Annotated in this window: 26 protein-coding genes; 19 read left to right on the top strand and 7 right to left on the bottom strand. The window is 42.9% G+C overall.

Features of this window, described 5'->3' with window-relative positions:
• The first annotated feature begins 180 nt into the window (after nt 1-180).
• Complete coding sequence (locus AR334_RS05300; RefSeq protein ID WP_066306382.1) at nt 181-1,407, top strand: RtcB family protein; 1,227 nt, start codon at nt 181-183, stop codon at nt 1,405-1,407.
• A 138-nt stretch (nt 1,408-1,545) separates the two neighbouring features.
• Here AR334_RS05300 and AR334_RS05295 read toward each other — a convergent pair whose 3' ends face one another.
• Nucleotides 1,546-1,968, bottom strand: coding sequence for a DUF1801 domain-containing protein (locus tag AR334_RS05295; protein ID WP_066306373.1), 423 nt, complete (start codon nt 1,966-1,968; stop codon nt 1,546-1,548).
• Between the two features lie 263 nt (nt 1,969-2,231).
• Here AR334_RS05295 and AR334_RS05290 point away from each other — a divergent pair, with 263 nt between their 5' ends.
• From AR334_RS05290 to AR334_RS05275, 4 genes are all read left to right on the top strand, one after another.
• Nucleotides 2,232-2,924 carry a response regulator transcription factor gene (locus AR334_RS05290; protein ID WP_066306370.1) on the top strand — a complete coding sequence of 231 codons (693 nt, stop codon included), beginning with the start codon at nt 2,232-2,234 and terminating at the stop codon, nt 2,922-2,924.
• A gap of 3 nt (nt 2,925-2,927) precedes the next feature.
• Nucleotides 2,928-3,863 (top strand): sensor histidine kinase KdpD, encoded by a 936-nt coding sequence (locus AR334_RS05285; protein ID WP_066306367.1) that lies wholly within the window; start codon nt 2,928-2,930, stop codon nt 3,861-3,863.
• Between the two features lie 129 nt (nt 3,864-3,992).
• Nucleotides 3,993-4,916 carry an ABC transporter ATP-binding protein gene (locus AR334_RS05280; protein ID WP_066306365.1) on the top strand — a complete coding sequence of 308 codons (924 nt, stop codon included), beginning with the start codon at nt 3,993-3,995 and terminating at the stop codon, nt 4,914-4,916.
• A complete protein-coding gene (locus AR334_RS05275; RefSeq protein ID WP_066306361.1) occupies nt 4,909-5,601 on the top strand; it encodes an ABC transporter permease in 693 nt (230 codons plus the stop codon). The genes AR334_RS05280 and AR334_RS05275 overlap by 8 nt, the downstream gene beginning before the upstream one ends.
• A gap of 44 nt (nt 5,602-5,645) precedes the next feature.
• On the opposite strand, the gene AR334_RS05270 is transcribed toward AR334_RS05275, so the two are convergent.
• Nucleotides 5,646-6,608, bottom strand: a complete 963-nt coding sequence (locus AR334_RS05270; protein WP_156431181.1) for a D-2-hydroxyacid dehydrogenase — start codon at nt 6,606-6,608, stop codon at nt 5,646-5,648.
• Between the two features lie 194 nt (nt 6,609-6,802).
• On the opposite strand from AR334_RS05270, the gene AR334_RS05265 reads away from it, so the two are divergent.
• Nucleotides 6,803-7,948 (top strand): acyl-CoA dehydrogenase family protein, encoded by a 1,146-nt coding sequence (locus tag AR334_RS05265; RefSeq protein ID WP_066306352.1) that lies wholly within the window; start codon nt 6,803-6,805, stop codon nt 7,946-7,948.
• An 88-nt stretch (nt 7,949-8,036) separates the two neighbouring features.
• Nucleotides 8,037-9,611 carry a fatty acid--CoA ligase gene (locus AR334_RS05260; protein ID WP_066306349.1) on the top strand — a complete coding sequence of 525 codons (1,575 nt, stop codon included), beginning with the start codon at nt 8,037-8,039 and terminating at the stop codon, nt 9,609-9,611.
• A 68-nt stretch (nt 9,612-9,679) separates the two neighbouring features.
• On the opposite strand, the gene AR334_RS05255 is transcribed toward AR334_RS05260, so the two are convergent.
• Nucleotides 9,680-9,886, bottom strand: coding sequence for a zinc ribbon domain-containing protein (locus tag AR334_RS05255; RefSeq protein WP_066306342.1), 207 nt, complete (start codon nt 9,884-9,886; stop codon nt 9,680-9,682).
• Between the two features lie 164 nt (nt 9,887-10,050).
• Between AR334_RS05255 and AR334_RS05250 the strand changes: the two genes are divergently transcribed.
• From AR334_RS05250 to AR334_RS05235, 4 genes are all read left to right on the top strand, one after another.
• On the top strand, nt 10,051-11,061 hold the full coding sequence (locus AR334_RS05250; RefSeq protein ID WP_253701187.1) for an asparaginase: 1,011 nt from the start codon (nt 10,051-10,053) through the stop codon (nt 11,059-11,061).
• Between the two features lie 131 nt (nt 11,062-11,192).
• Nucleotides 11,193-13,319, top strand: a complete 2,127-nt coding sequence (recQ, locus tag AR334_RS05245) for a DNA helicase RecQ (protein ID WP_066306337.1) — start codon at nt 11,193-11,195, stop codon at nt 13,317-13,319.
• Between the two features lie 86 nt (nt 13,320-13,405).
• On the top strand, nt 13,406-14,191 hold the full coding sequence (locus AR334_RS05240) for an ABC transporter ATP-binding protein (protein ID WP_172799161.1): 786 nt from the start codon (nt 13,406-13,408) through the stop codon (nt 14,189-14,191).
• Nucleotides 14,192-14,194: 3 nt separating this feature from the next.
• Nucleotides 14,195-15,829 carry a hypothetical protein gene (locus AR334_RS05235; protein ID WP_066306328.1) on the top strand — a complete coding sequence of 545 codons (1,635 nt, stop codon included), beginning with the start codon at nt 14,195-14,197 and terminating at the stop codon, nt 15,827-15,829.
• Between the two features lie 96 nt (nt 15,830-15,925).
• Here AR334_RS05235 and AR334_RS05230 read toward each other — a convergent pair whose 3' ends face one another.
• Nucleotides 15,926-16,738 (bottom strand): formate/nitrite transporter family protein, encoded by an 813-nt coding sequence (locus tag AR334_RS05230; RefSeq protein ID WP_066306325.1) that lies wholly within the window; start codon nt 16,736-16,738, stop codon nt 15,926-15,928.
• A 198-nt stretch (nt 16,739-16,936) separates the two neighbouring features.
• Here AR334_RS05230 and AR334_RS05225 point away from each other — a divergent pair, with 198 nt between their 5' ends.
• Nucleotides 16,937-17,860, top strand: a complete 924-nt coding sequence (locus AR334_RS05225) for a ketopantoate reductase family protein (RefSeq protein ID WP_066306321.1) — start codon at nt 16,937-16,939, stop codon at nt 17,858-17,860.
• A 45-nt stretch (nt 17,861-17,905) separates the two neighbouring features.
• On the opposite strand, the gene AR334_RS05220 is transcribed toward AR334_RS05225, so the two are convergent.
• Complete coding sequence (locus tag AR334_RS05220) at nt 17,906-19,120, bottom strand: MFS transporter (protein WP_172799160.1); 1,215 nt, start codon at nt 19,118-19,120, stop codon at nt 17,906-17,908.
• Between the two features lie 229 nt (nt 19,121-19,349).
• Between AR334_RS05220 and AR334_RS05215 the strand changes: the two genes are divergently transcribed.
• From AR334_RS05215 to AR334_RS05185, 7 genes are all read left to right on the top strand, one after another.
• Nucleotides 19,350-20,093, top strand: coding sequence for a carboxylesterase (locus AR334_RS05215; RefSeq protein WP_066306313.1), 744 nt, complete (start codon nt 19,350-19,352; stop codon nt 20,091-20,093).
• Between the two features lie 61 nt (nt 20,094-20,154).
• Nucleotides 20,155-20,385 (top strand): hypothetical protein, encoded by a 231-nt coding sequence (locus AR334_RS05210; RefSeq protein ID WP_066306309.1) that lies wholly within the window; start codon nt 20,155-20,157, stop codon nt 20,383-20,385.
• A 145-nt stretch (nt 20,386-20,530) separates the two neighbouring features.
• Nucleotides 20,531-21,136 (top strand): TetR/AcrR family transcriptional regulator, encoded by a 606-nt coding sequence (locus AR334_RS05205; RefSeq protein WP_066306305.1) that lies wholly within the window; start codon nt 20,531-20,533, stop codon nt 21,134-21,136.
• Nucleotides 21,137-21,154: 18 nt separating this feature from the next.
• Nucleotides 21,155-21,808 carry a DUF2306 domain-containing protein gene (locus AR334_RS05200; protein WP_066306302.1) on the top strand — a complete coding sequence of 218 codons (654 nt, stop codon included), beginning with the start codon at nt 21,155-21,157 and terminating at the stop codon, nt 21,806-21,808.
• Nucleotides 21,809-21,928: 120 nt separating this feature from the next.
• Complete coding sequence (locus AR334_RS05195) at nt 21,929-22,453, top strand: PadR family transcriptional regulator (protein ID WP_066306294.1); 525 nt, start codon at nt 21,929-21,931, stop codon at nt 22,451-22,453.
• Nucleotides 22,454-22,456: 3 nt separating this feature from the next.
• Nucleotides 22,457-24,187 (top strand): MFS transporter, encoded by a 1,731-nt coding sequence (locus AR334_RS05190; protein ID WP_066306293.1) that lies wholly within the window; start codon nt 22,457-22,459, stop codon nt 24,185-24,187.
• Nucleotides 24,188-24,208: 21 nt separating this feature from the next.
• Nucleotides 24,209-24,547, top strand: a complete 339-nt coding sequence (locus tag AR334_RS05185) for a YrdB family protein (RefSeq protein WP_066306286.1) — start codon at nt 24,209-24,211, stop codon at nt 24,545-24,547.
• A 43-nt stretch (nt 24,548-24,590) separates the two neighbouring features.
• Here AR334_RS05185 and AR334_RS05180 read toward each other — a convergent pair whose 3' ends face one another.
• Nucleotides 24,591-24,794, bottom strand: coding sequence for a YbdD/YjiX family protein (locus AR334_RS05180; RefSeq protein WP_066306283.1), 204 nt, complete (start codon nt 24,792-24,794; stop codon nt 24,591-24,593).
• Nucleotides 24,784-26,862 (bottom strand): carbon starvation CstA family protein, encoded by a 2,079-nt coding sequence (locus AR334_RS05175; protein ID WP_066306281.1) that lies wholly within the window; start codon nt 26,860-26,862, stop codon nt 24,784-24,786. Before AR334_RS05175 ends, AR334_RS05180 begins: the two co-directional genes overlap by 11 nt.
• Nucleotides 26,863-26,993: the final 131 nt, after the last annotated feature.

Raw genomic sequence — 26,993 nt, 5'->3', positions numbered from 1 at the left:
CTAGTGTGAGAATCGAAGAAACTGTCCTCATGAAGGCTCTATAAGGATAAAACTGCTAGAGAACTAGCCCAACCTGTCCACATGAAACATAAAGTGGGAATTGTCGTATAAAAACCATTGCCTTAATCGACGATAAGATGGTAGCCTGTTGATAATATCTGTAAAAAGGAGGGAAAACTCGTGATTAAAATAACGGGAACACAAACAGAGGCAAAGGTATTTTCCAATTACCCGCAGGAAACCGCGCTTGAACAAATCCAAGAGCTGTGCAATCAAGCTTTTTTAAAGGAAACAAAGATTAGTATTATGCCAGACTACCACGCCGGAAAGGGCTGTGTCATCGGCACCACCATCCAGCTAAAGGATAAGGTTGTCCCGAATCTCGTCGGGGTCGATGTCGGCTGCGGTGTTCTGACTGTCAAGCTTCAGGAAAAACAGCTCGATTTTAATAAGCTAGATCAAGTTATTAGGACGTACGTTCCTAGCGGACAGGAGATTCATAGCGATGAGACGGTTGGTTTCGTTAACACGAGTTTTCCGTCCAAGGAAGAGTTTAAAGCTGCCCATATTTTAAGCCAGGATAAAAGCTTATATAGCTTGGGAACGCTTGGCGGGGGCAACCATTTCATCGAAGTCTCCACTGATTCCGATGGCTATCACTATCTGACGATTCATACTGGAAGCCGCTATGTAGGAGCGAAGATTGCCCAGTACTATCAAAAACTGGCAATCTCTAAGCTTCGAAAACATGATTTAACGGAATTAATTGAACAGCTCAAAGCAGAGGGACGCAAAAAAGAAATTCAGGCGATGATCCAAAGCTATAAAGATAAGAATCCTGTCATTCCGGATGATCTTGCCTACCTAGAAGGCGAAGATTTCCATGACTATATCCATGATATGAAACTGGCACAAGCATTCGCCAAAGCAAACCGTGAAGAGATTGCAAGGGCGATCACCGAAAACATGGGGTTTGAGGTAGCTGACCGTTTCGATACGGTCCACAATTACATTGATACTGATAACCTTATTTTACGAAAAGGCGCAGTTTCAGCGCAAAAGGGCGAACGCCTTATCATCCCAATCAATATGCGGGACGGCTCGATTTTGGCCGTGGGTAAAGGAAACGAGGACTGGAACTATTCGGCACCGCATGGAGCGGGCCGCGTCCTAAGCCGAACGAAGGCAATGAAAACCCTAAACATGGAGGATTTCCATAATACTATGAAAGGCATCTGGACGACATCTGTGTCTGAGGAAACACTAGATGAAGCACCAATGGCCTATAAGCCGATGGATGAAATCCTCGAAAAAGTGGAGGAAACCGTGAAGATTGCCAGCTTCATAAAGCCAGTTTATAACTTCAAAGCTAGTGAAAAATTTAGCTCTAAGAGATATAAAAAGTAACGAGAGAGGCTGCGCCTCTCTTGTTTGCTTAAATACCAGGAAAGAAATGCAGAAGTATGCTATTAAACTCTCATAGGTCATATTAAGGTTATTGTGCTATTAAATTAAATCCTGCGAGAGGATGGGCACATATCCATTTTAAATAACCTCTATCCACTTAGTTATTATTTCCCTCAGTTTTTCTTCTTTGGCTTTAACGTCATTTTTGTCAGTAAATTTCATTATAGCTCTGTCAACTGCTTGCCACTCTAATATTCCACTAGTATCTACAATCAGAGGTTCAATGGTATTTCGGTCCTTTACCTTAGGACCACAATGAAATACGAGTCGAATATAACCTTTTCCGTGAAGATTAAATGTCATTCGGTCTTCACCTTCATAACAGAAACTAGGTGCATTCCATTTAATATGTTCAGTAATTTTATCATCAGTGCTTAAAATGATCTTTCGAACCGCTTCTATTTCTTCTTTAAGTGGATGTTCAAGGTTGTTTAGAAATTCTGCTACCAGTTCAGGACCCGACAAGTTGTTGCTTTTGCCTGTTTTTTTATTTTTTGTCATTATAATTTGGTCACCCCTTGATATTTTTTCAGTTTATACATCCGCTATTTCCAATTAAGGTGCACTAATTAAACTGAACTCCCGTTTGTACACGCAAAATCTAAAAATATTTTAACATAAAATGGTATAATCTTTTCGTTAATTTACAATTTTACCCAATTATCATTATTATCACTGGACGCTTTTTTATGGAGAATTAAAGGATTTCTAATGGGGAATATGGAATTTATTTATAGGACTTTAGGACGGAAGGTGTGGATCTCTTGCAACACAAAATTTTACTAGTAGAAGATGATACAGCCATAAGTGATATGGTGAAAAACCAATTCATTAAAGAAGGATTTGAAATCACGGCGGCATATGACGGTGAACAAGCGCTGCAAACATTTGCAAATGAATCCTTTGATTTGATTCTGCTCGATTTAATGCTGCCGAAGCTGGATGGAATGGAATTTTTAAAAATCATTCGGGAAAAAAGCATGATTCCGATATTGATTATGTCTGCCAAAGACGGGGATTTGGACAAGGCGTTAGGGCTGGGCTTTGGAGCCGATGATTACATAGCAAAGCCATTTTCGATGATTGAACTTGTCGCCAGGGTGAAAGCCGCCATCCGCAGAGCAAATCATTATTCTCGTCCCGAGCAAGAAACGAAAGTTCTATCTGTTGGTGATTTGACGCTTGATTTGGACAATTTCTCGGCACAAAAGCGCGGAGCGGATATCAAGCTGACTGCCAAGGAATTTCAAATTCTTAAACTATTTATCTCCCATCCAAACCGGGTTTACACAAAAGCGCAGATTTATAGCCTGGTATGGGAAGACGACTATTATGGTGACGAAAATGTGATTAACGTACATATGAGAAGATTAAGAGAAAAAATTGAGGACGATCCTTCGTCACCACAATATATTAAAACTTTATGGGGTATCGGCTATAAGCTTGGGGAGTTTTAAACGATGGTTATTTTTCTGTCTATCATCATTGCGGCTCTAATCGGCCTTAATTTTTTTCAATATAAATCAAGAAAGGGCCATACCGAAAATTTGACCTATGTCCACGAAAAGTTGAAAAAGATCATTGATGCAAAAACCGATGAAAAACTGTTAGTCCATACGGATGTAGAACAATTGAAAAAAATCTTAATCGAAATCAACCGGCTCCTGGAACTAAATCAAAAAGTTATGGCTACCTACAATAAGACGGAGATGTCGATGCGCAAGATGCTCTCCAATATCTCGCATGATTTAAAAACACCGCTTACGGTGGTGCTGGGGTATGTCGAGATCATGCTTAATGATCCAGGGCGCGGTTCCGAAGAGACACGTGAGCTTCTGTCCAAAGTTCATGGAAAATCTCAAGAAGTCCTCGAGTTGATTAACAGGTTCTTTGACCTGGCGAAGCTAGAATCGGGTGATAAGGATATCCCTTTAAAAAGAGTGAACATGAATGAAGTGTGCCGCAAAAATATTTTAGGTTTTTACGAAGTGCTTTCAACAAAAGGTTTTGAGGTGGCGATTGATATCCCTGATGAAAACCTCTATGCCCTTGGGAATGAGGAAGAGCTTGACCGAGTGTTGAATAATTTGATTTCCAATGCAATCCAATATGGCGGGGGTGGCAAATTCCTTGGCCTAACGCTAAGAGGTGATGAGAATTCCGTTTATGTAGATGTTACGGATAAGGGAAAAGGAATCAGCGAGCTCCACAAGGATTTGGTGTTTGAACGCATGTACACACTTGAGGACTCACGAAATAAGCAATATCAAGGCAGTGGCCTCGGGCTGACGATTACCAAAAGGCTGGTTGAAAAAATGGACGGGGAAATCCTGCTTGTCAGCAAACCATATGAAAAAACAACCTTTACCGTGAAACTCAATCGAATTACATACTAACTGTCAGGGGGGTTCAGACGATAGGAGCCCCCCTTTTTTTCTTAAGAATTTCGTAAGATTTGATTAATAAAAAAGATAATTTTGCTGTTTAGAATAAGAATCAGTTAAGAACAAAGGGAGCTGGAAAAAATGAGTTACATTATTCAAACAAATCAATTGACTAAGTCCTATAAAGGCAAGGAAGTTGTTTCGAACGTCAATATGAAGGTGAAAAAAGGCGAAATTTACGGGTTTCTTGGACCAAACGGAGCAGGGAAGACAACATTGATGCGGATGCTGACCAACCTCGTGAAACCGACAAGCGGGGAAATTGAAATTTTTGGTGAAAAGCTTACAAATACTTCATATGAAATCCTGAAAAGAATGGGCAGCATTATTGAATATCCCGTTTTTTATGACAAATTAACTGCTCGCGAAAACCTCGAGCTGCACTGCGAGTATATGGGCTACTACGATAAAAAAGCGATTGACCAGGCATTGGATTTAGTTAAATTGAAAAATATCGAAAATAAATCGGTAAAGGAATTTTCTCTTGGGATGAAGCAGCGGCTCGGAATTGCCCGTGCAATCATTACCAAGCCGGAACTGTTGATACTGGATGAACCGATTAACGGTCTGGATCCGGTTGGAATTAAGGAACTGCGTGATTTGTTTCATATGTTGAGCCGGGAGTATGGGATTACGATGCTCATTTCCACGCACATCCTTGGTGAAATGGAGCAAATTGCCGACACGATTGGCGTCATTAGTGATGGGAAATTGATTAAAGAGGTTTCGATGAACGAAATTCGCGAGCAAAATACAGAGTACATTGAACTTGCGGTTAGTGATATGAACAAGGCCGTCTATGTGCTTGAGGATATACTAAAGATCACCAATTATAAAGTAATCGATGAAACGCGGATGAGAATTTATGATTCCCGCGTGACACAAGGCGAAATTTCCAAAACGTTTATTATGAATGGCGTGATGATTGAGGAAATCAATAAGAAGAATCATTCGCTTGAAGATTATTTCTTAACATTAATTAATGGGGGCGGTATCAGTGCGTAAATTAATCAGTCTTGAAATAAAGAAGTATAAATTATTTTCTTATCTAAAAGGTGTGGCCATTGCCAACTTCGCAATCATGGCAATGCTTTGCCTGGTTTATTATGGTGAAAAGGTTGAAGGGGTAGTGGCCTATGAAAATTATGAAATGGCATTCGCCGTAATCGGCAGTATCATCAGACCTGTATTTATTATCTTTGCTGCTGTGCTTATTTCTAAGTTGATCATTGATGAATACAAAAGCAATTCGATTTCACTCATGTTCACTTACCCGATTAATCGAAAAAAAATCATCATCGCCAAGTTAGCAATTGTGGCCAGCTTTACCTTTTTAACCATTATCTTATCGAATTTGTTGATCGGCAGTGTCTTTTATCTCGTCGATTCCTATTTGCATTTTGTACCAGAAGCTTTAACAGGAAAGGTGTTAACCGACAGTTTGATTACGATGACACTAGAAGCGATTGCCTCTGCCGGCATGGCGCTGATTCCACTGTATTTTGGGATGCGGAAAAAATCGACTGTCGCCCCGATCGTATCGGCGATTGTGATGGTATCATTAATCAATTCAACTGTTAATGGGGTAAACTTGGTTACATTTATCGTTATACCAATCGCCCTAGCGATAATCGGATGCGCTATCGCCTACTTTTCTTTTAGAAATATTGAAAATGTGGATGTCAACTAAATATAAAGAGAAGGGGCTGCTCATTGATAAGCAGCCCCTCTTTATTAATATCCTTTTTTGTAATCCACGTGATTGACCCCTGGCTCCTCTCCGGAAAGATAGGTTTTTAGATTCGGTATCAGGATGTTTTCAACCACCCGCTGATTATAATGCTCGGTAGATCCAGAGGTGTGCGGTGTGATGATGACGTTTTCCATATCCCATAGTGGGCTTTCCGCACTTAATGGCTCCCTTTCAAACACATCAAGTCCGGCACCGGCAATCGTTCCATTCTGCAATGCCTCGATGAGTTCTTGTTCGACCACTATTTCCCCGCGGCCGATATTAATAAAGAAAGCAGTCGGTTTCATTTGCCGAAACTGGTTGGCACCAAACAAATGGCGGGTATCCTTTGTTAATGGCAGTGTTAACGCCACATAATCGCACTGTGGCAATAATTCATCCAATTGCGCAGTTGTATACATTTCATCTACATTTTCGGCAGGCTTGCCCGAATGCCTGACACCAAGCACCCTCATTCCAAATGCCTTGGCAATTTTGGCGGTTTCCTTTCCAATGGCTCCAACGCCGATAATCCCAATGGTCTTTTCATGGATTTCAAGCTTCATATTGGCATGGTGCCAGGTTTTAGCTTGCTGATTTTTTACATATGTATGAATTTTTCTCGTCAGCCCGAGCATTAAGGCGAAAATCGTTTCTGAAATCGGATAGGCATGAACCCCATTGGCACTTGTTAAAAAAATGCCTTTCGATTCCAATTGGTTTAGCGGCATGGCGTTGACGCCGGCGCTCCAGCTTTGCAGCCACTTCAGTTTGGCATCAGGTGCCAAGCAATATTCCTCAAGACCCTTTTTCCAGCCGGCGATAATTTCAGCATCCTTTACATGGTCCTGCCATACCTCTTTGTCTTTGCCGGCAATCACTTCCCAGTCGGGAATGATTTCTTTTATTTGTTCAAGCAAGTTTTGTTCAAGATTATGGGTAATAACTAATTTTCTCCTTTGCACCTTCATTACTCCTTTTCAGCTCTGTCTAAGTTAATGATAGCTGATTTATAAAAAAATGGTAACAACTGTATCTATTTTTTTCGAAAAAACAGTTTAAAAATTCAAAAAAATCAATACCTTTGATAGAATAGACGTAAGGCATAAATAATCCGCAATTCGGTAAGCGGTTTCATTGGAAAGAGGGGTTTATAGATATGAAACACCCATATTTAAACGAGGATCACGAAATTTTTCGCCAGTCATTGAGAAAGTTTTTGGAAAAAGAAGCATATCCCTACTATGAGCAATGGGAAGAGGAGCGAATGATTCCTCGGTCGTTTTGGATGAAGATGGGGGAACAGGGCTTCCTGTGTCCGGACATCGATGAGAAATATGGCGGCAGCGGCGTAGATTGGGGATTTTCCGTTGTCCTCAATGAAGAACTTGAAAAAGTGGGGACCGGAACAATCGGAATTGGGCTACATAATGATATCGTTGTTCCGTATATTACTGCCTACGGAACGGAGGAGCAGAAGCAGCGCTGGCTGCCAAAGTGTGTGACGGGAGAAATCATTACGGCAATCGCGATGACGGAACCTGGCACAGGGTCGGACCTGGCCAACATCAAAACGACAGCCAAGCTCGATGGCGACCATTATATCGTCAATGGACAAAAAACGTTTATTACAAACGGCATTCAATCGGACCTGATTGTAGTCGCGGTGAAAACGGACCTTCAGGCTGTGCCGAAGCATAAAGGGGTCAGCTTACTCGTTATTGAGCGGGATACCCCTGGGTTTTCACGAGGCCGCAAATTGAATAAAGTCGGGCTTCATTCCCAAGACACGGCCGAATTAATTTTTGAAGACTGCCGGGTGCCAAAGGAAAATCTGCTTGGCGAAGAAGGCAAAGGCTTCCTCTATTTGATGGAAAAGCTCCAGCAGGAACGGCTTCTCGTGGCGATTGGCGCACAAACCGCCTCTGAAGTCATGCTGCAAAAGACGATAGAATACGTGAAAAGCCGTGAAGCATTCGGCAAGCCAGTCAGCCAATTCCAAAACACCCAGTTTAAAATTGTTGAAATGGCTACCGACATTGAGATGACCCGTGCCTTCCTGGATCAATTGATTGCCGAGCATATCGAAGGCAAAAACGTGGTGACCAAGGTGTCGATGGCAAAATGGAAGTTAACCGACAATGCCAAGAAAATTGCTTCTGAATGCATGCAGCTCCACGGCGGCTATGGCTATATGGAAGAATACGAGATTGCCAGACGGTTCCGTGACATTCAGGTTGGCGCCATTTATGCCGGTACAAATGAAATCATGAAAACGATCATTGCCAAGAACCTAGGATTATAGAAAACTGAAAAAATGTGTTGAATAGCGGAATTAAGGCAGTCGGTCACTATGCCGATTGCCTTCCCCAATAAATTACGGAGGCGATCTAATGACAACGACAATCGGTAAAATTTTTGATTTAACAGTGGAAAAGTACCCCAACAAAGAAGCCCTCTATGATGTAAGAAAAAACGTCCGCTACACCTATAAGGAGTGGAGCGAACAAGTGAATCGGCTGGCCAATGCGCTTCAAAATGAAGGCGTTAAAAAAGGCGACCGCGTTTCCACGTTTATGTTTAACACCGAAGAACTGGGAACCGCCTTTTTTGCCTGTGCCAAGATTGGCGCCATCTTTAATCCAATCAATTTCCGCCTCATGTCTGAAGAAGTCGCCTTTATTTTGTCCGATGCCGCTCCGAAGGTAGTCATTTTTGAAAAAGCATTGGAGCAAGTCATTGAGCCTATTGCAAGCCGATTCGACAAAACTTCGTTTTGGTTCATTGACCAAGAAACTCCAGCCTATGCCGCCAGCTACCAAGAAAAACTTGCCGTCGCCCCATCTGATCATGTTGTTGTCGATGTGAGTGAAACAGATCTTTATGCGTTTATTTACACAAGTGGAACGACTGGAAGACCGAAGGGGGTCATGCATACCCATCGCAATATGGTCGAACAGAGTATGTTATGCATCGCTGCGCAAAAGCTGGAAAAAGAAGATGTCGGTCTTGTAACAGCACCGATGTTCCACTGTGCAGAACTGCACTGCGCCTTCCTGCCGCGGGTAAATGTAGGAGCGAAAAATGTTGTTTTGCATCAATTTAATCCAAAGGTAATCCTATCGTTAATCGGTCAAGAAAAAATTACAAAGTTCTTTGCTGCCCCGACGATGTGGAATATGCTACTGCAGGAAGATTTAAGCCAATATGATACATCAAGTATGAAACTTGGCTTGTATGGAGCTGCCCCAATGGCACCGGCGCTGGTTCGAGCCCTGCATGACCGCTTCGGGATTGGCTTGGTTCAAGCTTACGGAATGACGGAGATGGGGCCGGCGATTACTTTCTTGTCGGAAAAAGACCAGCTTCGAAAAGTTGGTTCGGCAGGGCAGGCCGGGTTAAATCATGAAATTCGGGTTGTCCGCACAAGGGAAGACGGGCCATCGGAACCGGACGACATTATGCCGGTTGGTGAACCTGGCGAGATTATCGTTAGGGGACCTTCTATGCTTGTCGGTTATTACAACCGCGAAGAAGCGACGGAGAAAGCATTGTATAAAGGCTGGTATCATTCCGGAGATATCGGTTACCTCGATGACGAAGGGTATCTGTTTGTCAATGACCGGGTCGATGACATGATCATCAGCGGTGGGGAAAATATTTATCCGCGCGAGGTGGAGGACGTTTTGCACGCCTATGTGGGTGTCCTGGATGTCGCTGTTATCGGACAGCCGGATGACCGCTGGGGTGAAACCGTAACGGCGTTTGTCGTGAAAAAAGACCCTAATATTACGGAGCACGATCTAGACGAGTATTGCAAAAACAGCGACAGCCTGGCAAACTACAAGCGTCCGCGCAAATATGTGTTCTGCGAAGTCCTGCCGCGAAATGCGAGCGGAAAAATCCAGAAATTTATTCTTCGCAAACAGCTGGAGGAGCTGTTTAGCCCGGGGTCGACGAATAAGTAGAAAGGTACATCAGGTGTAGAACTAAAAGGGGACGGCTTAGTATGCCGTCCCCTATTTCATTTTTTTCATCAACCGCCAAAGAAGAAATCAAGGACATTTGATGCAGTAGATGTTTTTTTATTGTAAAACTCCGAATAACCGCATTTCTTGCAGTACACAACCGTAAACGTATTTTTTTGAACATCGAACATCTTCGAAAGTCCTGTTCCTGTCATAGCCACTTCCTTTGTTCCAGCATCCCTGCTGCCACACTTGATACAACCCTTTTCGCTCATATACTCTCCCCCTAAAAATATCTCTTTCTTTTGATTAATACGTTTCTGTTTGGAAAATGTTTCATATATGGATATTTTTAAGATAGAAAAATGAATTGTCTCTGGGGTAAATTTATTCCATAATAATTTATAAGATTGTGAATTTTAATTAAGGGATGAGAGACTTGAATTCTACCAGCTTAATAAATGTAACAAGAGGCAATTTGATTGAAAGTGTGCATTATGGACATATTGCGGTTGTAGATGCCAAAGGACAATTGCTTTATTATGCCGGGAATCCCGATGCAGTGGTATTTGCCCGATCTTCAATGAAGCCGATTCAGGCTATTCCAGTAGTCGAAACTGGCGCTGCCGAACATTTTAAATTCAGCGACGCTGATCTGTCATTATTCTGCGCTTCCCATAATGGCGAAAAAATGCATACGGACCGGGCGCTGTCCATTCTTGCGCGGGCAGGGCTTGAAGAAACCTGTTTGAAATGCGGAACCCACCCACCGCGCTGGGAAGAGAGATATATAGAGTTGATCCGTGAAGGGAAAGAAGTGACCCCTTTATTTAACAACTGCTCCGGGAAACATACCGGGATGCTCGTGACTGCAAAGCACATGAACGAACCGCTCGAAAACTACTACGAGCTGGACCACCCTGTTCAGCAGCGGATTCTGGATGCTGTGAGCGAGATGACAGAATATCCGAAGGAAAAAATCGAAATCGGGATTGATGGATGTGGTGTTCCGGTCCACGGACTGCCGCTTGAAAAAATAGCTTATGGATATGCAAGGCTGGCTAGTCCGAAGGCACTGCCGGAAAAACGAAGTGAAGCGATTAAACGCGTTACTAAAGCTATGGTAAATGCACCTGAAATGGTTGGCGGAACCGACCGCTTTTGCTCCGATTTCATGCGAGTTGGGCAGGGCCGATTCATTGGCAAAGTAGGGGCGGAGGCTGTCTATACCATTGGAGATTTGGAAACTGGGCTTGGTATTGCCATCAAAATTGAAGACGGAAATAGCCGTGCTGTATATCCAGCCGCTGTCGAAGTGCTAAAGCAGCTAAATCTATTAACCGAGGTCCAAATTGGGCAATTGATGAGTCACTACCGACCGCAATTAAGGAATGCTAGAAAAGAGGTAATTGGCGAGTTAGTCGCAGACTTTCAGCTGCAGCGTGGCTAAATAAGTAAATTCGGGGACAAGTTTGGTAGAATTTATGCTGAACTGTCCTCTCTATTTTTTCTTTTTAAATCCCAAGACTAAAACGGTATAATAGGGTAGTACATCTATAAATTGAAAGGAGGATTACCATCTTGTTTGAAAAAGCACTCCCACTACTGCAATCCTACTTCGGCTACAATTCCTTCCGAACTGGCCAGGAGCAGGCAATCCAATCCGTCCTTGCCGGAAACAATACCATTTGTGTCATGCCGACCGGCGGCGGAAAATCGATTTGCTACCAAATTCCTGCCCTCATCCTGCAGGGAACCACCATCGTGATTTCCCCATTAATTTCACTGATGAAGGACCAAGTTGATGCACTCATTCAAGCAGGTATACCAGCAACCTTTATCAATAGCTCGCTAAGCTACTCCGAGGCAAATGAACGGATCCAGGGTGCCAAACAAGGAGAATATAAACTGCTATACATAGCGCCGGAGCGCCTTGAATCGCCAGATTTTATCGAGGACTTAAGAAACATGGACATTCCACTCGTTGCCGTTGATGAAGCCCACTGTATTTCCCAATGGGGCCATGATTTCCGTCCGAGCTACAGACATATCCAAAAAATGATCGACAGTCTGCCGCAGACACCGAATGTCCTCGCCTTAACGGCAACAGCAACCCCTAAAGTACGTGAGGACATCTGCAGCCTGCTCGCTATTGACGATGAAAATACGATTATCACTGGGTTTGAGCGAGAAAATTTATCATTCTCCGTCATTAAAGGCCAGGACCGGATTAAATATTTGCTCGATTATCTTAAAAAGAACGACAAAGAGGCCGGGATTATTTACGCAGCGACCAGGAAAAATGTTGACACCCTTTATGAACGTCTTCGGAAAGCAAATATCAACGTTGCTCGTTATCATGCTGGTATGGGGGATGCCGATCGCGCCAGTGAGCAAGAGCGGTTTTTGACAGACCAGGCATCGGTTATGGTCGCCACCTCTGCCTTCGGAATGGGTATTGACAAATCCAATATCCGTTACTGTATTCACCTGCAGCTTCCAAAAAACATGGAAAGCTATTATCAGGAAGCAGGTCGTGCCGGCCGTGACGGACTTGCCAGCGAATGTATCGTGCTGTACTCTCCGCAGGATGTCCAGATTCAGCGTTTTTTGATTGACCAATCGAGTGACCCAGGTCGCATCAAGCAAGAGTTGGAAAAACTACAGCAAATGGTTGACTACTGCCATACAGAAAACTGTCTGCAGGAATTTATTCTGCAGTATTTTGGTGAAACGGAAACGGAACATTGCGGCCGATGCGGAAATTGCACTGACTTAAGAACGAGCATAGATGTGACAAAAGAGGCGCAGATGGTCCTGTCGTGCGTCATCCGGATGGGACAGCGCTTTGGCAAAAACTTAACCGCCCAAGTATTAACTGGCTCGAAAAATAAAAAAGTGACCGAGCTCCAGTTCGACAAGCTATCAACCTATGGAATCATGAAGGACAAAAGTGCCAAGGATGTCAGTGATTTTATTGAGTTTCTAATCTCGCAGGAATTGCTGGCCATTGAGCAGGGAACCTTCCCGACCATCTATGTTTCTCCAAAGGGAAAAGAAGTGTTATTAGGAAAATTGCCAGTCCAACGTAGAGAAACCGTCCTGGTGAAGCAAGTCGCCAAATCCGATCCATTATTCGAAGAACTGCGGACAGTACGCAAACAAATCGCCGACACTGAAAATGTGCCGCCATTCGTCATCTTCTCCGATGCGGCCCTCCAGGATATGTGCGCCAAACTGCCAAAGACAAGCGAAGAATTTCTACAAGTTAGCGGAGTAGGAGAACATAAGCTGCAAAAATACGGACTCCAGTTTATTCAGGCGGTCAGGGAGTTTTTGCAAAACAACCCGGAATATCAGAGTGAAATTGAACCCAAGCCGACGGCAGCCAAAAAGCCAGCCAAAAAAGCCGTAACCGATTCACACCTAGAAACATTAAGCCTGCATCACCAGCATTTGTCGATTCAGGAAATCGCCGAAAAACGAGAACTTGCTGTAAGTACCGTGGAAGCTCATTTACTGCAGTGTGCCCAACAACGACTGGAGGTTGATTTTTCAAGGCTGATTCCAGCTGAATATCTGCCGCTTTTGGAAAAAGCAGTCGCAGACGCTGGCCGGGAGCGTTTAAAGCCCATTAAGGAACTGCTTCCCGAAGAAGTCAGTTATTTCATGATCAAAGTTTATGTCTATTATCTTAGTAAGAAATAAAATGGCTGGGTGAGTACCAGCCATTTTTTTGTAAAAATACAGGAAAATTATGCTACTATAAAACTATCAAAACAATTTAGAAGGTGATGACAATCCAGGACCATGTACTAGTTTTAAAGGATTTACAAAAGAGCTACGGAGTAAAACAAGTCTTAAAGGGAATCGACTTAACGGTTGAAAGCGGCCAAATCATCGGCTATATCGGGCCAAACGGTGCCGGTAAAAGCACCACCATCAAGATTCTCCTTGGCCTCGAAGGCGACTATTCGGGTTCGATTGAGATTTTTGGTCAAAAAATCTCCGACGATAACACGGAGTATAAACGAAGAATTGGCTATGTACCGGAAATTGCCGAACTCTATGATAATCTCACAGCGATGGAGTATTTAACCTTTGTCGGCGAACTGTACGGTTTGGATCATCGCGATGTAGATTATAAGGCCGAGAAACTGATGGAGGCTTTTGGCCTAGGAGAGGTCTATCAATCACGGATTGCCTCTTTTTCAAAGGGGATGAGGCAGAAGGTTCTGATCATCTCAAGTTTATTACATAACCCGGATTTATTATTCCTTGATGAGCCTTTAAGCGGGCTAGATGCCAACAGTGTCATGGTATTTAAGGAAATCCTTGCGGTGTTGGCCGCTCAGGGTAAAACGATTTTCTACTCGTCGCACATCATGGACGTGGTCGAGAAAATAAGCAACCGCATCATCCTGATCAATGATGGAAGAATTGTCGCAGACGGAAGCTTCAATGAATTAAAGGAGCAAAACAAGGAAGGGACATTAGAGCAAATTTTTAATCAGTTAACTGGTTTTAATCAATACAAGGCAATAGCTGAGGAATTTGTCTCGATTGTTCAAGAGGTGTAAGCCGTGAAAGACTTCCGAACATTAAAGATTCTTGACTTATTTCGCCGGGCATTTGAACGCTCCGGCATTGATTATCCCGTCATGAGGAAAATCCTTGCTGTAAAACTGACGATGGACGGGCGAAGGACACCGACCATTTTTAATCAACAGGCAAAGAAAAAGAATAAACCTGAAGAAAATGGGTTTATCAAGTCGCTGGGAATGTATGCGCTTCTTAGCGTGATGCTCATTCCTTTGGTTGTCTTTGGCAAGTATTACATGTATCAAATGAGCATTTTTTTTGGCGTCATCATGTTTCTCGTAATGACCTCGATGATTTCCGATTTTTCCAACGTGCTTCTCGATATTCGTGATAAGGGAATCCTCGGGACGAAACCGATTGGGAAAAAGACAATAACTGCCGCAAAAACGGTCCATATCGCCATCTATCTTTTCTTTTTGACCGCGGCGATTGCCACAGCCCCGCTAATTGCTGGGACGGTACGACATGGAATTTTATTTTTGCTTTTAACTTTGGCAGGGCTAATTCTCATTAACCTTTTTATCGTCGTGTTAACTTCGATTATCTATTATTTCATTTTACGGTTCTTTGATGGGGAAAAGCTGAAAGATATCATCAATTACGTGCAAATTGGGCTGTCGATCTCAATTGCAGTAGGGTATCAGGTTGTCGTCAGGGCGTTTAATTTTGTGGATATGAATATCACCTTTACCCCAAGCTGGTGGCAATTTTTTGTTCCGCCCATTTGGTTTGCCGCACCATATGAACTGATCCTGGGACAGCAGTCAAGCCTGTATCTGATTGCATTTTCATTACTGGCTGTGTTAATCCCGCTGTTATCGATCATCATTTACAGCAGGATGATGCCCTCATTTGAAAGTAATTTGCAAAAGCTGGCCAATCAAAGCGGCGAGAGCAAGCGGAAAGAGCGTAAATGGAAAAATTGGCTTGCAGGGGTTATTTGCCGCAGTAAAGAAGAGAGGCTCTTTTTTCGCTTTGCCGACAATATGATGCGAAATGAGCGGGAATTCCGTCTTAAGGTGTATCCGGCTTTAGGGATGGCCTTAGTTTTTCCGTTTATATTCATGTTTAACGAAATTCAAATGAACTCGTATGCCAACCTGATTTCGAGTAAATGGTATCTTGCCATTTATTTTTGCAGTGTGATGATTCCAAACGCTGTTGCCATGCTGAGATATTCAGGGAAGTACAAAGGAGCTTGGATTTATCAAACAGCGCCAATCAGGGAGTTGGCATCACTGTATAGTGCAGTGTTAAAGGTATTTATCGTGAACCTGTTTTTCCCCATCTTTTTCATTTTAAGTGTGATATTTGTGGGGATGTTTGGTTTTAAAATAATTCCGGACCTCCTGGTGGTTCTAATCGCCTCTATCCTGTACACGGTCGTTTGTTCACTGTTTTTAAAAGGGACACTTCCATTTTCCGAATCCTTCGAGGATGCCGCCCAAAGCGGCGGGCTGAAAATATTTCTGGCGCTGCTTTTGGTTGGGGTGTTCATCGGTCTCCATTTCGTGGTAACGTTTATTCCGTTCGGAGTAATTATTTACTTATTCCTGCTCCTTGCGGTTACGGTTTTTGCTTGGAGAAAAGCTTATAAGACAATATGGAATTTTTAATAAAAAGCTGTCATTGGAATGACCCGATGACAGCCTTTTACCGTTCATTGTCGATATCGCGAAGGTATTGTACCTATTTCCCTGGAAATTTGTCGATTATCCTTTTTCAAGTGGATTCGAAGCATCTTCATAATCATCCAAAAATGGCTTGTTAACAAAATAATACATCCAGGCCATGAGCAGGCTGCCTCCAAACAAGTTACCTATGGTAACAGGAACCAGGTTGTGAATGACTCCGCCCCATGAGATCGTTCCGGGATGATTCAATACTAAGGCAATGGCGAAGGTGCACATATTGGCAATGCTGTGCTCGTATCCGGAAATGAAAAAGCAAAACACAAACAGCATCATCGCAAACATTTTGGGTCCATCTCCCTTTAGACCTAAAGGAAGGAAGAAGGCCAGGCAGACGAGCCAGTTACATAGGATGGCGCGAAAAAACAACTCAACCGTTGGAACTTGCATCTTCTTTTCAACCACACTCAATAAAAACCCATTTACCGTGGATTCTGCAAACAGACCGGTGGTGTAAATCAGGAATGCGAACACTGCTGCCCCTAAAATATTGCCGATATAACTACTGATCCACAATTGGATTACTTCCCGCCATGCCATTTTTCTGCGGAATGCTGCATACGAATAATAAAAGGTGTTGCCGGTAAATAAGTCGCCGCCGCCGTAGGCAATTAAAATGATGGCCGCGCCAAATGTAATCGCCGCCATTGGGTAGGTCAATGGGGAATGTTCTGTATAAAAATAATTTCCGGTTTTAAAGGCAACAATCACACCGAAACCGATAAACATACTGGCGAGCATCGACCGCAAAATATACCGCAACAGGCTTTGCCTAAAGATTTTCACCTTTTTAAATGCCAACTTTTCAACTTCGCTTAATGGCTGCATTTCCATAAAATAAACCACCATTTCCTTCCTTATCCTTTTATTCTTCATAAAAAGACGCTTATCTATGTATACAGATAGAAAAATGCCCCTTTTAATTGACTAAGTGGTTTTCAGTTCCGCATATATTCTTTTTCTTCTCTTTATTAAAATTTGAATTATACTAAATATATTGAAGGTTTAAATACATAGGGGGGCGTAGCTGAAATGAGGATTTTAGTAGTTGGAGCTGGTGCTGTTGGTGGCTATTTTGGGGGCCGGCTGGCAGAAAAGGGTGAAGACGTCACTTTTTTGGTAAGAGCGGGACGTAAAAAGCAGCTTGAAGATACGGGTCTGATGATTGAGAGTGTTAAAGGAAACGTGACCCTAACCCCAAAAACATTGGTTGCCGGCGAGGAGGCTGGGCCGTTTGATTTAATCATATTATCTGTGAAAGCCTACCATTTGGAAGGGGCGATTGCTAGTTTTAAACAATATGTCAGTGAGGAGACAGCGATTCTTCCACTGTTGAACGGAATGTATCATTTTGATCGCCTGGTAGATGAGTTTGGTGAAAAGCACATTATTGGCGGGTTGTGCTTTATTGAATCAACCTTAGACAAGAACGGTAAAATCATCCATACTAGCGCAAAGCACGACATTGTATTTGGGGAACGCTCCGGTAAAGAGACAGAAAGAATTTTAAAAATTGAAAAGGCCTTTAGCGGGACAGTCACGGGCTATCGGTTAAGTGACAATATTAACCGGGATAACTGGAATAAATATTTATTTATTGCTACTCTTTCCGGGATTACCACATTAATGCGGTCACCGATTGGACCCATTCGTGAAGTGCCAAGCAGCCGTGCGACACTCACTTTGCTGTTAAAAGAGATTACCTCACTTGCAAAACTGTCCGGTGCGCCACTGCCTGTCGATATCGAAGCAAACATTATGACTCAGATTGATTCGTTGGCATATCAGATGAAATCCTCGATGCAACGGGATATGGAAAAGCTGGCGCAGGTTGAGGCTGACCACTTGCAAGGTTTTTTGTTGGACATTGCTAAACTAGAAGGAATATCTGTTCCAGTCTTGGAAGCCGTTTATGGCAATCTTAAAGTTTATGAGTTGCAGTTACAAGCACAGTAAAACATGAAAGAGGGTGGACCACATGCGGTCTCACCCTCTTTTGATCTAAGCCGCGTGTTTTGCAAGCTTCGGATGGCGACGCATCGATATCAGCAAAATCACCCCGCTTATGATTAATAAGGCACTTGTACTGATAAATACTGCCGAGAATCCGAGATAGCCGGAAATAAAACCGCCAAGCATTGGTCCGATAATATTTCCAAGGAATCTAAGGCTGTTGTTGTACCCGAGAACCTCTCCCTGCATCGCAAGCGGTGCTTCTTGGCGAATATAAGCAACCCGCACCGGAATAATCCCGCCAATGGCAACACCGAGAACAAAACGGATGGCCACCAGTTGCCACAGGTTCGTAACGATAGCCCCAGGAAGGTAAATAATCCCGGCAAGGAATAACAGAATGACTAATACCTTAATATAGCCGTACTGATCAGCAATTTTCCCCCATCTGCGCGACATCAGCAGATTTCCCAAGCCTGCTGCAGAAAAAGCAATCCCTGAATAAAAAGCGATATTGATCGGTCCATGAAGTTCACTGACAAATAATGATAGAATCGGTTGAATACTAAAATGGGCAATTTGCACAAGTGCCGAAATAAGTAGGACGGTTAGCATTACAGGATTTCGGATAATGTGGTACAAAACTTCCTTGCTGGAGTAATGAGTTTTCGAGCCCTTTTTTGCTTTGATTCGAAATTCCTTTGTAGCGATGACCAAGATTGCCGAAAGGAAAATAGAAAGTGACGTCCACTTGAAGGTATCCGCATACCCAAATGTATCTGCCAGCACACCGCCCAGCATTGGACCCAATAACGAACCGGTGATGCTGCCAGTTTGCAGTGTCCCCAGAACCCGGCCGGCAATTTCCTTTGGTGTTTGTGTGGAAATAAAAGCTTGGGACATCGGAATAAAACCGGCGAAGAAGCCCATAAAAAACCGCAGCATAAACAACTGCCAGACCGACTCCGCAAATCCGATTAATAAAATCGAAAGGGCCATCCCGAATGCCGAAATCATCAGGATTTTTTTCCTGCCAAAACGGTCGCCGATTTTACCCCAAATAGGGGAGAAGATAAATGCAGAAACAAAGGTAACGGCAAAAGTCAATCCTGACCAATGCTGGACATATTTTTCCGTAAAATTGCCTAATGATTTTATGTACAAAGAAATAAACGGCAGAACCATTGTCATGCTTGCTGCTACAAAGAAGTTAGCAAACCACATAATCGCCAAATTCCGTTTTGCAGATTCCTGCTGATTCACGGTTAACACTTCTTTCCTATTAATATTTCGGTTTACTAAATATTATAATATCTAAGTTCTTGAGAAATTCAAACATTCTATTTGATGGAGCAAAAACAGTTTAATTTAATGGCGAAGCTGCAATCAAATTACCCCCAGTTTTAGCTGATATATTTAAAAATTTGCAGGTTTAATCACAAATGAAGGCGAATACTTTAACTAAGAAAAAATCCAGGTTGGAGGGATGGGAATGACTGAAAAGTACCCCGTTTTAGCAGGTGCAGAACCATTTTATTTTGAAGGAAATCGGGTAGGCATTTTGGTTTCACATGGGTTTACCGGCTCGACGCAGAGCATGCGTCCGCTTGGAGAAGCCTATGCCAAAGCTGGCTACACCGTGTGCGGTCCGCGCCTAAAAGGACATGGAACCCATTATGAGGACATGGAACAAACGACATACCAGGATTGGATTGCATCTGTAGAAGAGGGGTATCAGTGGTTGAAGGAACGCTGTGACACGATTTTTGTAACAGGGCTTTCGATGGGCGGTACATTAACTTTATACATGGCTGAGAATTACCCGGAAATCCGTGCGATTATCCCGATTAATGCGGCAGTCGATATCCCTGCCATGGCACCGGTCCGCCAGTTGGAAGATGTCCGGTTTTTAGATGCCATCGGCTCGGATATTAAAAAGCCGGGTGTGACGGAGTTAGCCTACGAAAAAACACCGGTTGCGTCAGTCAAAGAAATTTTAACATTCATGGAGCAGATAAAAGCAGATTTACATAAGGTAAACTGCCCGGCGCTAATTTTTGTTTCGGGAGAAGATCATGTCGTGCCGCCGGACAACTCGCAAATGATTTATGATGGAATCGGTTCCGAGGTGAAGGAACTTCATCATATGAAAGACAGCTATCATGTCGCCACATTGGATAACGACCAACAGGTGATTATTGAAAAGACATTACAATTTATCGAAAAAAATCTTTAAGGGACAAATTTGTTTTGTCCTTTATTTTTTTGGAACAATAAGTGTGGAAGGAGGGAATGTGATGGAGCATTGTGACGCATTTTTGCGAAGCAAAAGTTGGATTGATAATGATTTGGATGCGAGATACATAAACGTAAACCACCCATATGCCATCTTGGTTTCGGAGGATGAAGGCCAAATTACCTTGAGAGGAAATAATGGTTTTGATAACGGTCAAAATGGTGAGGAAATCTTCACATTTACCTCGCTTAAAGAACTGCAGGAATGGTTTGAGAACAATATTGGGGAATGAGACATTATGACGGGAGAACGAATTCCCGTCTTTTTTATTTATTACAAAAAAAGTATTTACAAAATTTGTATACTGGTTATAATTAACACTGTAAATTAAATTAACGGTGTTAACTTTAATCGTTCTGGAGAGTGGATATTAAAAAATGAGCACAAATGAAAGACGCAAAAAAGAAATAAAGGAGATGAAGCAGGAAATTATTGAGGCGGCGGTGCAGCTGTTTTTATCAGACGGCTACGAAAATGTCTCAATGAGGAAAATTGCCAAGAAAATTGAGTATTCCCCCACAGCTATTTACAACTATTTTGCCAGCAAAGAAGAAATTCTAAAAAACCTGCTAATGAACGGCTATGCAATATTTCTAAACAGCTTAAAAGAAGGTGTAGCTAAGAGTGAGAATCAGGATGTTGCTTCGAGGTTGAAGGCCTCACTTCATGCCTATATTCAATTTGGACTAACCCATCCGGATTACTACCGCCTCATTTTCATCGAAAATCTCCATCTGTTGCAAAAAATTATTATAGAAGAGGACGATCGGACTAAAGGGTTTCTTCTGTTAACAGCGCTTGTGGGGGGAGCGATGAATGCGGGCGTTTTAAGAAAGAATGATGTTCAATTGGTGTCTCAGTCACTTTGGGCGTCACTTCATGGAATTACCGCATTACTGATTACCTTTCCGGACTTTAGCTGGAGCGAACGTGACGTGTTTGTCAAATTTCAGGTGGAAGCAATGATAAAAGGGGTATCTTAAAAGGGGGAAATTTATAAAATGGTCAAACAAAAAATTAATTGGAAGCTTTGGCTTGGTTACTTTATCATTATTGCGTTTATGGGGTATATCGTATTTATGTACGGTATAAACGATCCGCGGAAAGCCGGGATTGTAGCAGGGAAACTGGAAAATCCGAGTTTTCCGTTCGATACTTGGAAGCTATTTTTCTACTTTCATATCGCGACAGGCGCTATCGCTCTAATTCTTGGACCGTTTCAGTTTTTGAAGAAAAGCCGTAAAAAAATCAAGACGCACCGCGCGATCGGCAAGATTTATGTCGGATCGATTTTTCTCAGCGTCCCGGCAGGAATCTACCTGGCGTTTTATGCGACGGGAGGCATTGGCAGCACCATCGCGTTTTTAATTCTTGATGTTGCCTGGTTTGTCACGACCTTCATCGGTATGAAGCGTATTAAAGAACGAAACATTCAAAGTCACCAGGAATGGATGATGCGCAGTTATGCTGTCACGCTTGTCTTTGTTACCTTTCGGATACTAGTAGGATTATTTGTCTTCCTATTTGGCTTTGCTGTTGGCTTTCCGGTAACAGTTATTCTATCGATTATCATCAATCTTTATTTCATCGAAAGGTATCTAAAGAAAATTCGGAGGGGAGTGGTTAACATCACCCCTACTATTGTAAAAGCATAACGGTAAACTCCCGCTTGTATTCAGGCGGGAGTATTTATTTGAAAAAATATCCAAAATTAATATTGACAATAATTATATTAACAATGATAATATAAACATCAATAATATTGAGGTGGAGAAATGAATATACAAGATGTGATACTCGGCTTTCTATACGAGGAGCCAATGAGCGGTTACGACATTAAGCAGATGATGGAGAATTCTGTTTCCTATTTTTTCGAAGCATCATTCGGGGCAATTTACCCGGCGTTAAGAAAGATGGAAAAGGAGGGACTCGTTGAAAAACAGGTGATTCAGCAGGAAGGTAAACCTAATAAGAATTTATTTGCCATTACCGAAAGCGGAAGGGAACAGTTTCAGCAATATCTGGACAGTCCGATTAATCCAACCATTACAAGGTCGGATATCCTGATCCGCATCTTTTTTGGCCGGTTCACCACTAAGGAAAAAATCGTGGAATGGCTGGAGGAGGAACGTGAAAAAAATCAAGCGATGTATGACAATTTAACAAGAATTGCCGAATCATGCAGTACAGATATGGAGCATTATAAGCGGTTTACACTAGAGTTTGGGATTCGCCAGGCGGAGATGGTCATGAGCATGATTGATGATGAATTAAAAAATCTAAACGAACAAGGGGAATAGAGTATGAAGGGTACGGGTGGAATGAAGGTTGTATTGTTAATGTGTTTGGGGATATTTGTTTGTATGCTTGACTCCACGATTATGAATATCACACTTCCGGCGATTCAGGAAAGTCTCGATACCACGTTGGAAACCAGCTCGTGGATGCTGAATGTATATACGATGACGATTGCCGTTTTGGCGATTCCGCTGGCAAGGTTTGCCGAAATGTATGGCAGAAATAAATTTTTCATCGTCGGGTTATTCATATTTGGATTGGGATCAGCGTTATGCGGACTGGCAAACAGCGGAGAATTTCTGATTGCGGCCCGGTTTGTCCAAAGCTTGGGTGCCGCCATTTTAATTCCATGCAGCATGGTAATAGGGATTTCAGCGATGCCGATTGAAAAAAGGGTGCTCCCGTTAACACTGCTTGGAGCCACACAAGGATTATCAACCGCCTTGGGCCCGACAGTGGGCGGAATCATTACTGAAAAGCTTAGCTGGCACTGGGTATTTTATGTAAACGTGCCAATCTGTATATTGGCCATTGCTGTATCCTTCCTAATTTTAAAAGTAAGGAACGAAAGCAGAGTAAAATCATCGATTGACTGGTACGGTCTACTATTTTCCGTTTTAGCCATTTTTACGTTGAATCTCGTTTTGATAAAAGGCAATACCTGGGGCTGGGACAGCAGCCAGGCCTTTGTATGCTATCTGGTGACTGCCGCATCCATCGTGTTTTTTATCATTGCTGAGAAAAAATCGAAGGCGCCAATGGTTAACTTAACTTTATTTAAAGATCGTCTATTTACAGGTTCAGTTGTCATCGTGACTACAGGGTTTATCTTCCTGATTGGCGTAATGGTCTTGCTTCCACAGTTTCTAACCAACTTCCAGCACAAGACAGAGCTCCAAGCCGCACTCCTCGTCACACCAGTATCTGCTGCCATCTTTGTTTTTTCCAACTTTGCCGGTTTGTTAACGAAAAAAATAGGCTACACCATTCCGGTGATGCTTGGTTTTTCCATAATGGGAATCGCCTATTATCTATTACACAATTTAAGCCTTCACAGCACTGAAAAAGAGATTATCCTTCTCTGCAGCTTGCTCGGTTTTGGATTTAGTTTTGTGATCGCATCAGCGACAATAGCTAGCACCTCTTCGTTTGAAGGGGAAATGCTAACCGCGTCGCAGAGCGTTTTCTCGATGCTGAGGCAAGTCGGGGTCGTTTTGGCAGTCGCCATCTTTGTTGCCGGGCTGACCAACAATATTGCTGATAAAAAACAAGATGTCATTCAATTTGCCGCACAAAAGCTCGAGAAGCTTGAGGTACCGGATGCATTGAAAACGAATATCTTAACGAAAACAAAAACAGCCATAAATGATGAGAGTCAGTCACAAAAAGCCACACCATCTTTTATAACTGAAAGTGAGCGTAAGCAGCTTGTTGATGCGAATGTTCAAAGAGCAATGGCCGCCATTCCAGAAGATCAAAGAAGTCTGGTTACTGAACAAATTCATAAAGAAGTAGAATCACAGGTGAATCAAGAAATTGCCAATACAGGAATGATTGTTAGGGGTTATACCCAACAAGTGGAAAAATTTGCACAAGAAAGGATTTCATCTAGTTTTGCAGAACTTTATAAAACAAGTATTCCATTTGTATTGTTGTGCATTTTCACGGGATTTATTTTTAGAGAAAGAAGGACGAAACAGGTACTTCAACCGGTAAAATCGCCGGTTATCGAATAGGTATAATAGGGGGGAGCAAGGATGGAGGTAATAAAAGCATTAAATTTGGGTCTGCGGTTTCTAATAGAAATATTAGCACTAGTCATCTATGGATATTGGGGTTTCCATGTTTCTAAGGGAACAGTTATGAAATACTTCTTAGGCATCGGCATTCCCTTGCTGGTAGCGGTTATCTGGGGAATGTTTGGCTCCCCTAAGGCACCCTACGGCCTGACCGGAACCCCATATCTTCTGTTTGAACTCATTATTTTTGGTTTGCCGGCAGTTGCCTTGTTCTTTAGCGGAAAACAAACATGGGCCATTCTCTACGCGGTGGTCACGGTGATTAATCTCGTTTTAATGAAGATTTGGCATCAATGAAAGAAAACAGCCCAGGCATTGAATGCCGGGCTGTTTTTTCTATTTAGCAGCAGCGCGAAACCTTACCGCCTTTTGCGTTGTATCGGGCATCCTGGGCCTCGCAGAAAAATTCCTTCCGGGACTTAACGGGTTCTCCAGGATGATGTGATTCCATATGGGCAACGTAAGTTTCGTAGCTTGGTACTCCCACCAGCAAGCTTAGAAATTGCTTGCGGTAGAAGTTGATTTTTCTTAACCTATCCAACATATTTCTTCAAATCCTCTCCGGTGCGCGGTACATATGGCGTTTCGTGCAATGACAATTTGGTGCCCTTTAATACCTTAAACCAAATGCGTATAGCTGAGATTAACACGACAATGACAACAATCATGAAAATGCCGGTAAGAGCGGCATCGACATAGTCGTTAATCAAAACCTGCTTCATTTGCGCTGCAGAGGTTGCCGGTGCCAGAACTTTTCCATCGTCGTAAGCCTCTTTGAAAATCTTGGCGTGGGATAGGAAGCCGATCTTCGGGTTCTCGTGGAATAGTTTTTGCCAGCCCGCGGTCAATGTTACAATCAGCAACCAAGTGGTTGGCAGTAAAGTAACCCAAGTGTATGCTTTTTTGCCCATTTTAAAGAGAACAGTTGTCCCAAATAGCAAGGCGATACCCGCTAACATTTGGTTGGCGATTCCAAACAGCGGCCATAGCGTATTGATGCCGCCTAACGGGTCAATAACCCCTTGATACAGGAAGTAACCCCAAAATAAAACGCATAGGGCAGTCGCAATAATATTTGGTATTAACGCCTCGGTTTTGGCAAACGGCTTATAAACAGTACCAATCAAATCCTGAATCATAAAGCGGCCGACACGAGTACCCGCATCAATCGTTGTCAGAATGAACAGCGCTTCGAACAGAATCGCAAAGTGATACCAGAAAGCCATCAGTGCCTTGCCGCCAATCACACTTGAAAAAATAACCGCCATCCCGATGGCAAGTGTCGGCGCACCCCCCGTTCTTGACAGGACGGTCGCTTCACCGACATCCTTGGCAATCATTGATAAATCCTGGGGAGTGACCGTAAAGCCCCAGCTTGAAACAACAGAAGCTGCTTGGGCAACATCTGTACCGATTAATGCAGCTGGGCTGTTGATGGCAAAGTAAATTCCTGGATGCAGGACACACGCTGCGATCATCGCCATGACAGCAACGAAAGACTCAGTTAGCATGGCCCCATAACCAATCGGACGGGCGTGAGATTCAGTTTCGATCATTTTCGGTGTAGTACCGGAAGACACGAGAGCGTGGAATCCGGAAACCGCACCACAGGCAATTGTAATAAATAGGAACGGGAACAGGTTCCCGGCAAATACAGGACCAGTGCCATCAATAAACTTTGTTACAGCAGGCATTTCTAGATTTGGTGCGACAACGATAATTCCTACCGCAAGCCCAAGAATGGTCCCTACTTTTAAGAAGGTACTTAAATAATCACGCGGTGCAAGCAACAGCCAAACAGGTAAAACGGAAGCAACAAACCCATAAATGATCATCATTATGGCAATTGCTTCACCTTTGAAGGTAAACATTGCGGCCAATGTTGGATTTTCTGCAACGGTTTGGCCAAAAATTAAGGAAAGAACCAGTAAAACAATACCGATAATCGAAGCCTCACCAACACGGCCAGGGCGGATAAACCGCATATAAACTCCCATTAATATGGCAATCGGAATCGTTGCCGCAATGGTGAACATTCCCCAAGGGCTTCCGACGAGAGCTTTGACAACAACAAGTGCTAAAACGGCTAATAAAATAATCATAATTCCTAAAATGCCAATCATCGCAATAATGCCGGTTACCTTGCCCATCTCATCTTTGATCATTTCACCTAGTGATTTACCGTTCCGGCGCATCGAGGCAAACAGGATCACAAAGTCCTGAACAGCCCCAGCCAAAACCACGCCGACCACAATCCACAGTGTTCCTGGCAAATAGCCCATTTGCGCTGCCAAAATCGGGCCGACTAATGGACCGGCGCCGGCAATCGCGGCAAAATGGTGGCCAAACAACACCCATTTGTTAGTCGGAACATAGTCCTTCCCGTCATTATGTATTTCTGCTGGTGTTTTCCGTTTATCATCTAACTGAAAAACTTTTTGTGCGATAAACTTGCTGTAAAAACGGTAAGCGATGGCATAAACGGAGACAGCGGCTGTTAACAGCCAAATGGCATTGATGCTTTCGCCTCTGTTTAAGGCCATGATTCCAAATCCAACTGCGCCGAGTGCGGAGATTACTCCCCACAGTAGAATAGATTTTAACGCTTTCAAACAAATACCCACCTCTCATTATAGTATGGCAATATTATATTTCATTATTCGGAAAATTCAAACAGCATTTTTTACTAATTTATGAAAATATTCCGAAGTTTTTTATTAAAATGGGAAAGTCGTCTCCTCAT

It is taken from the genome of Bacillus sp. FJAT-29814 (assembly GCF_001510715.1).
Classification (GTDB): Bacteria; Bacillota; Bacilli; order Bacillales; family Cytobacillaceae; genus Neobacillus.
The sequence above is the reverse complement of the archived record's forward strand: the minus strand, read 5'-3'. Positions and strand labels throughout refer to the sequence as shown.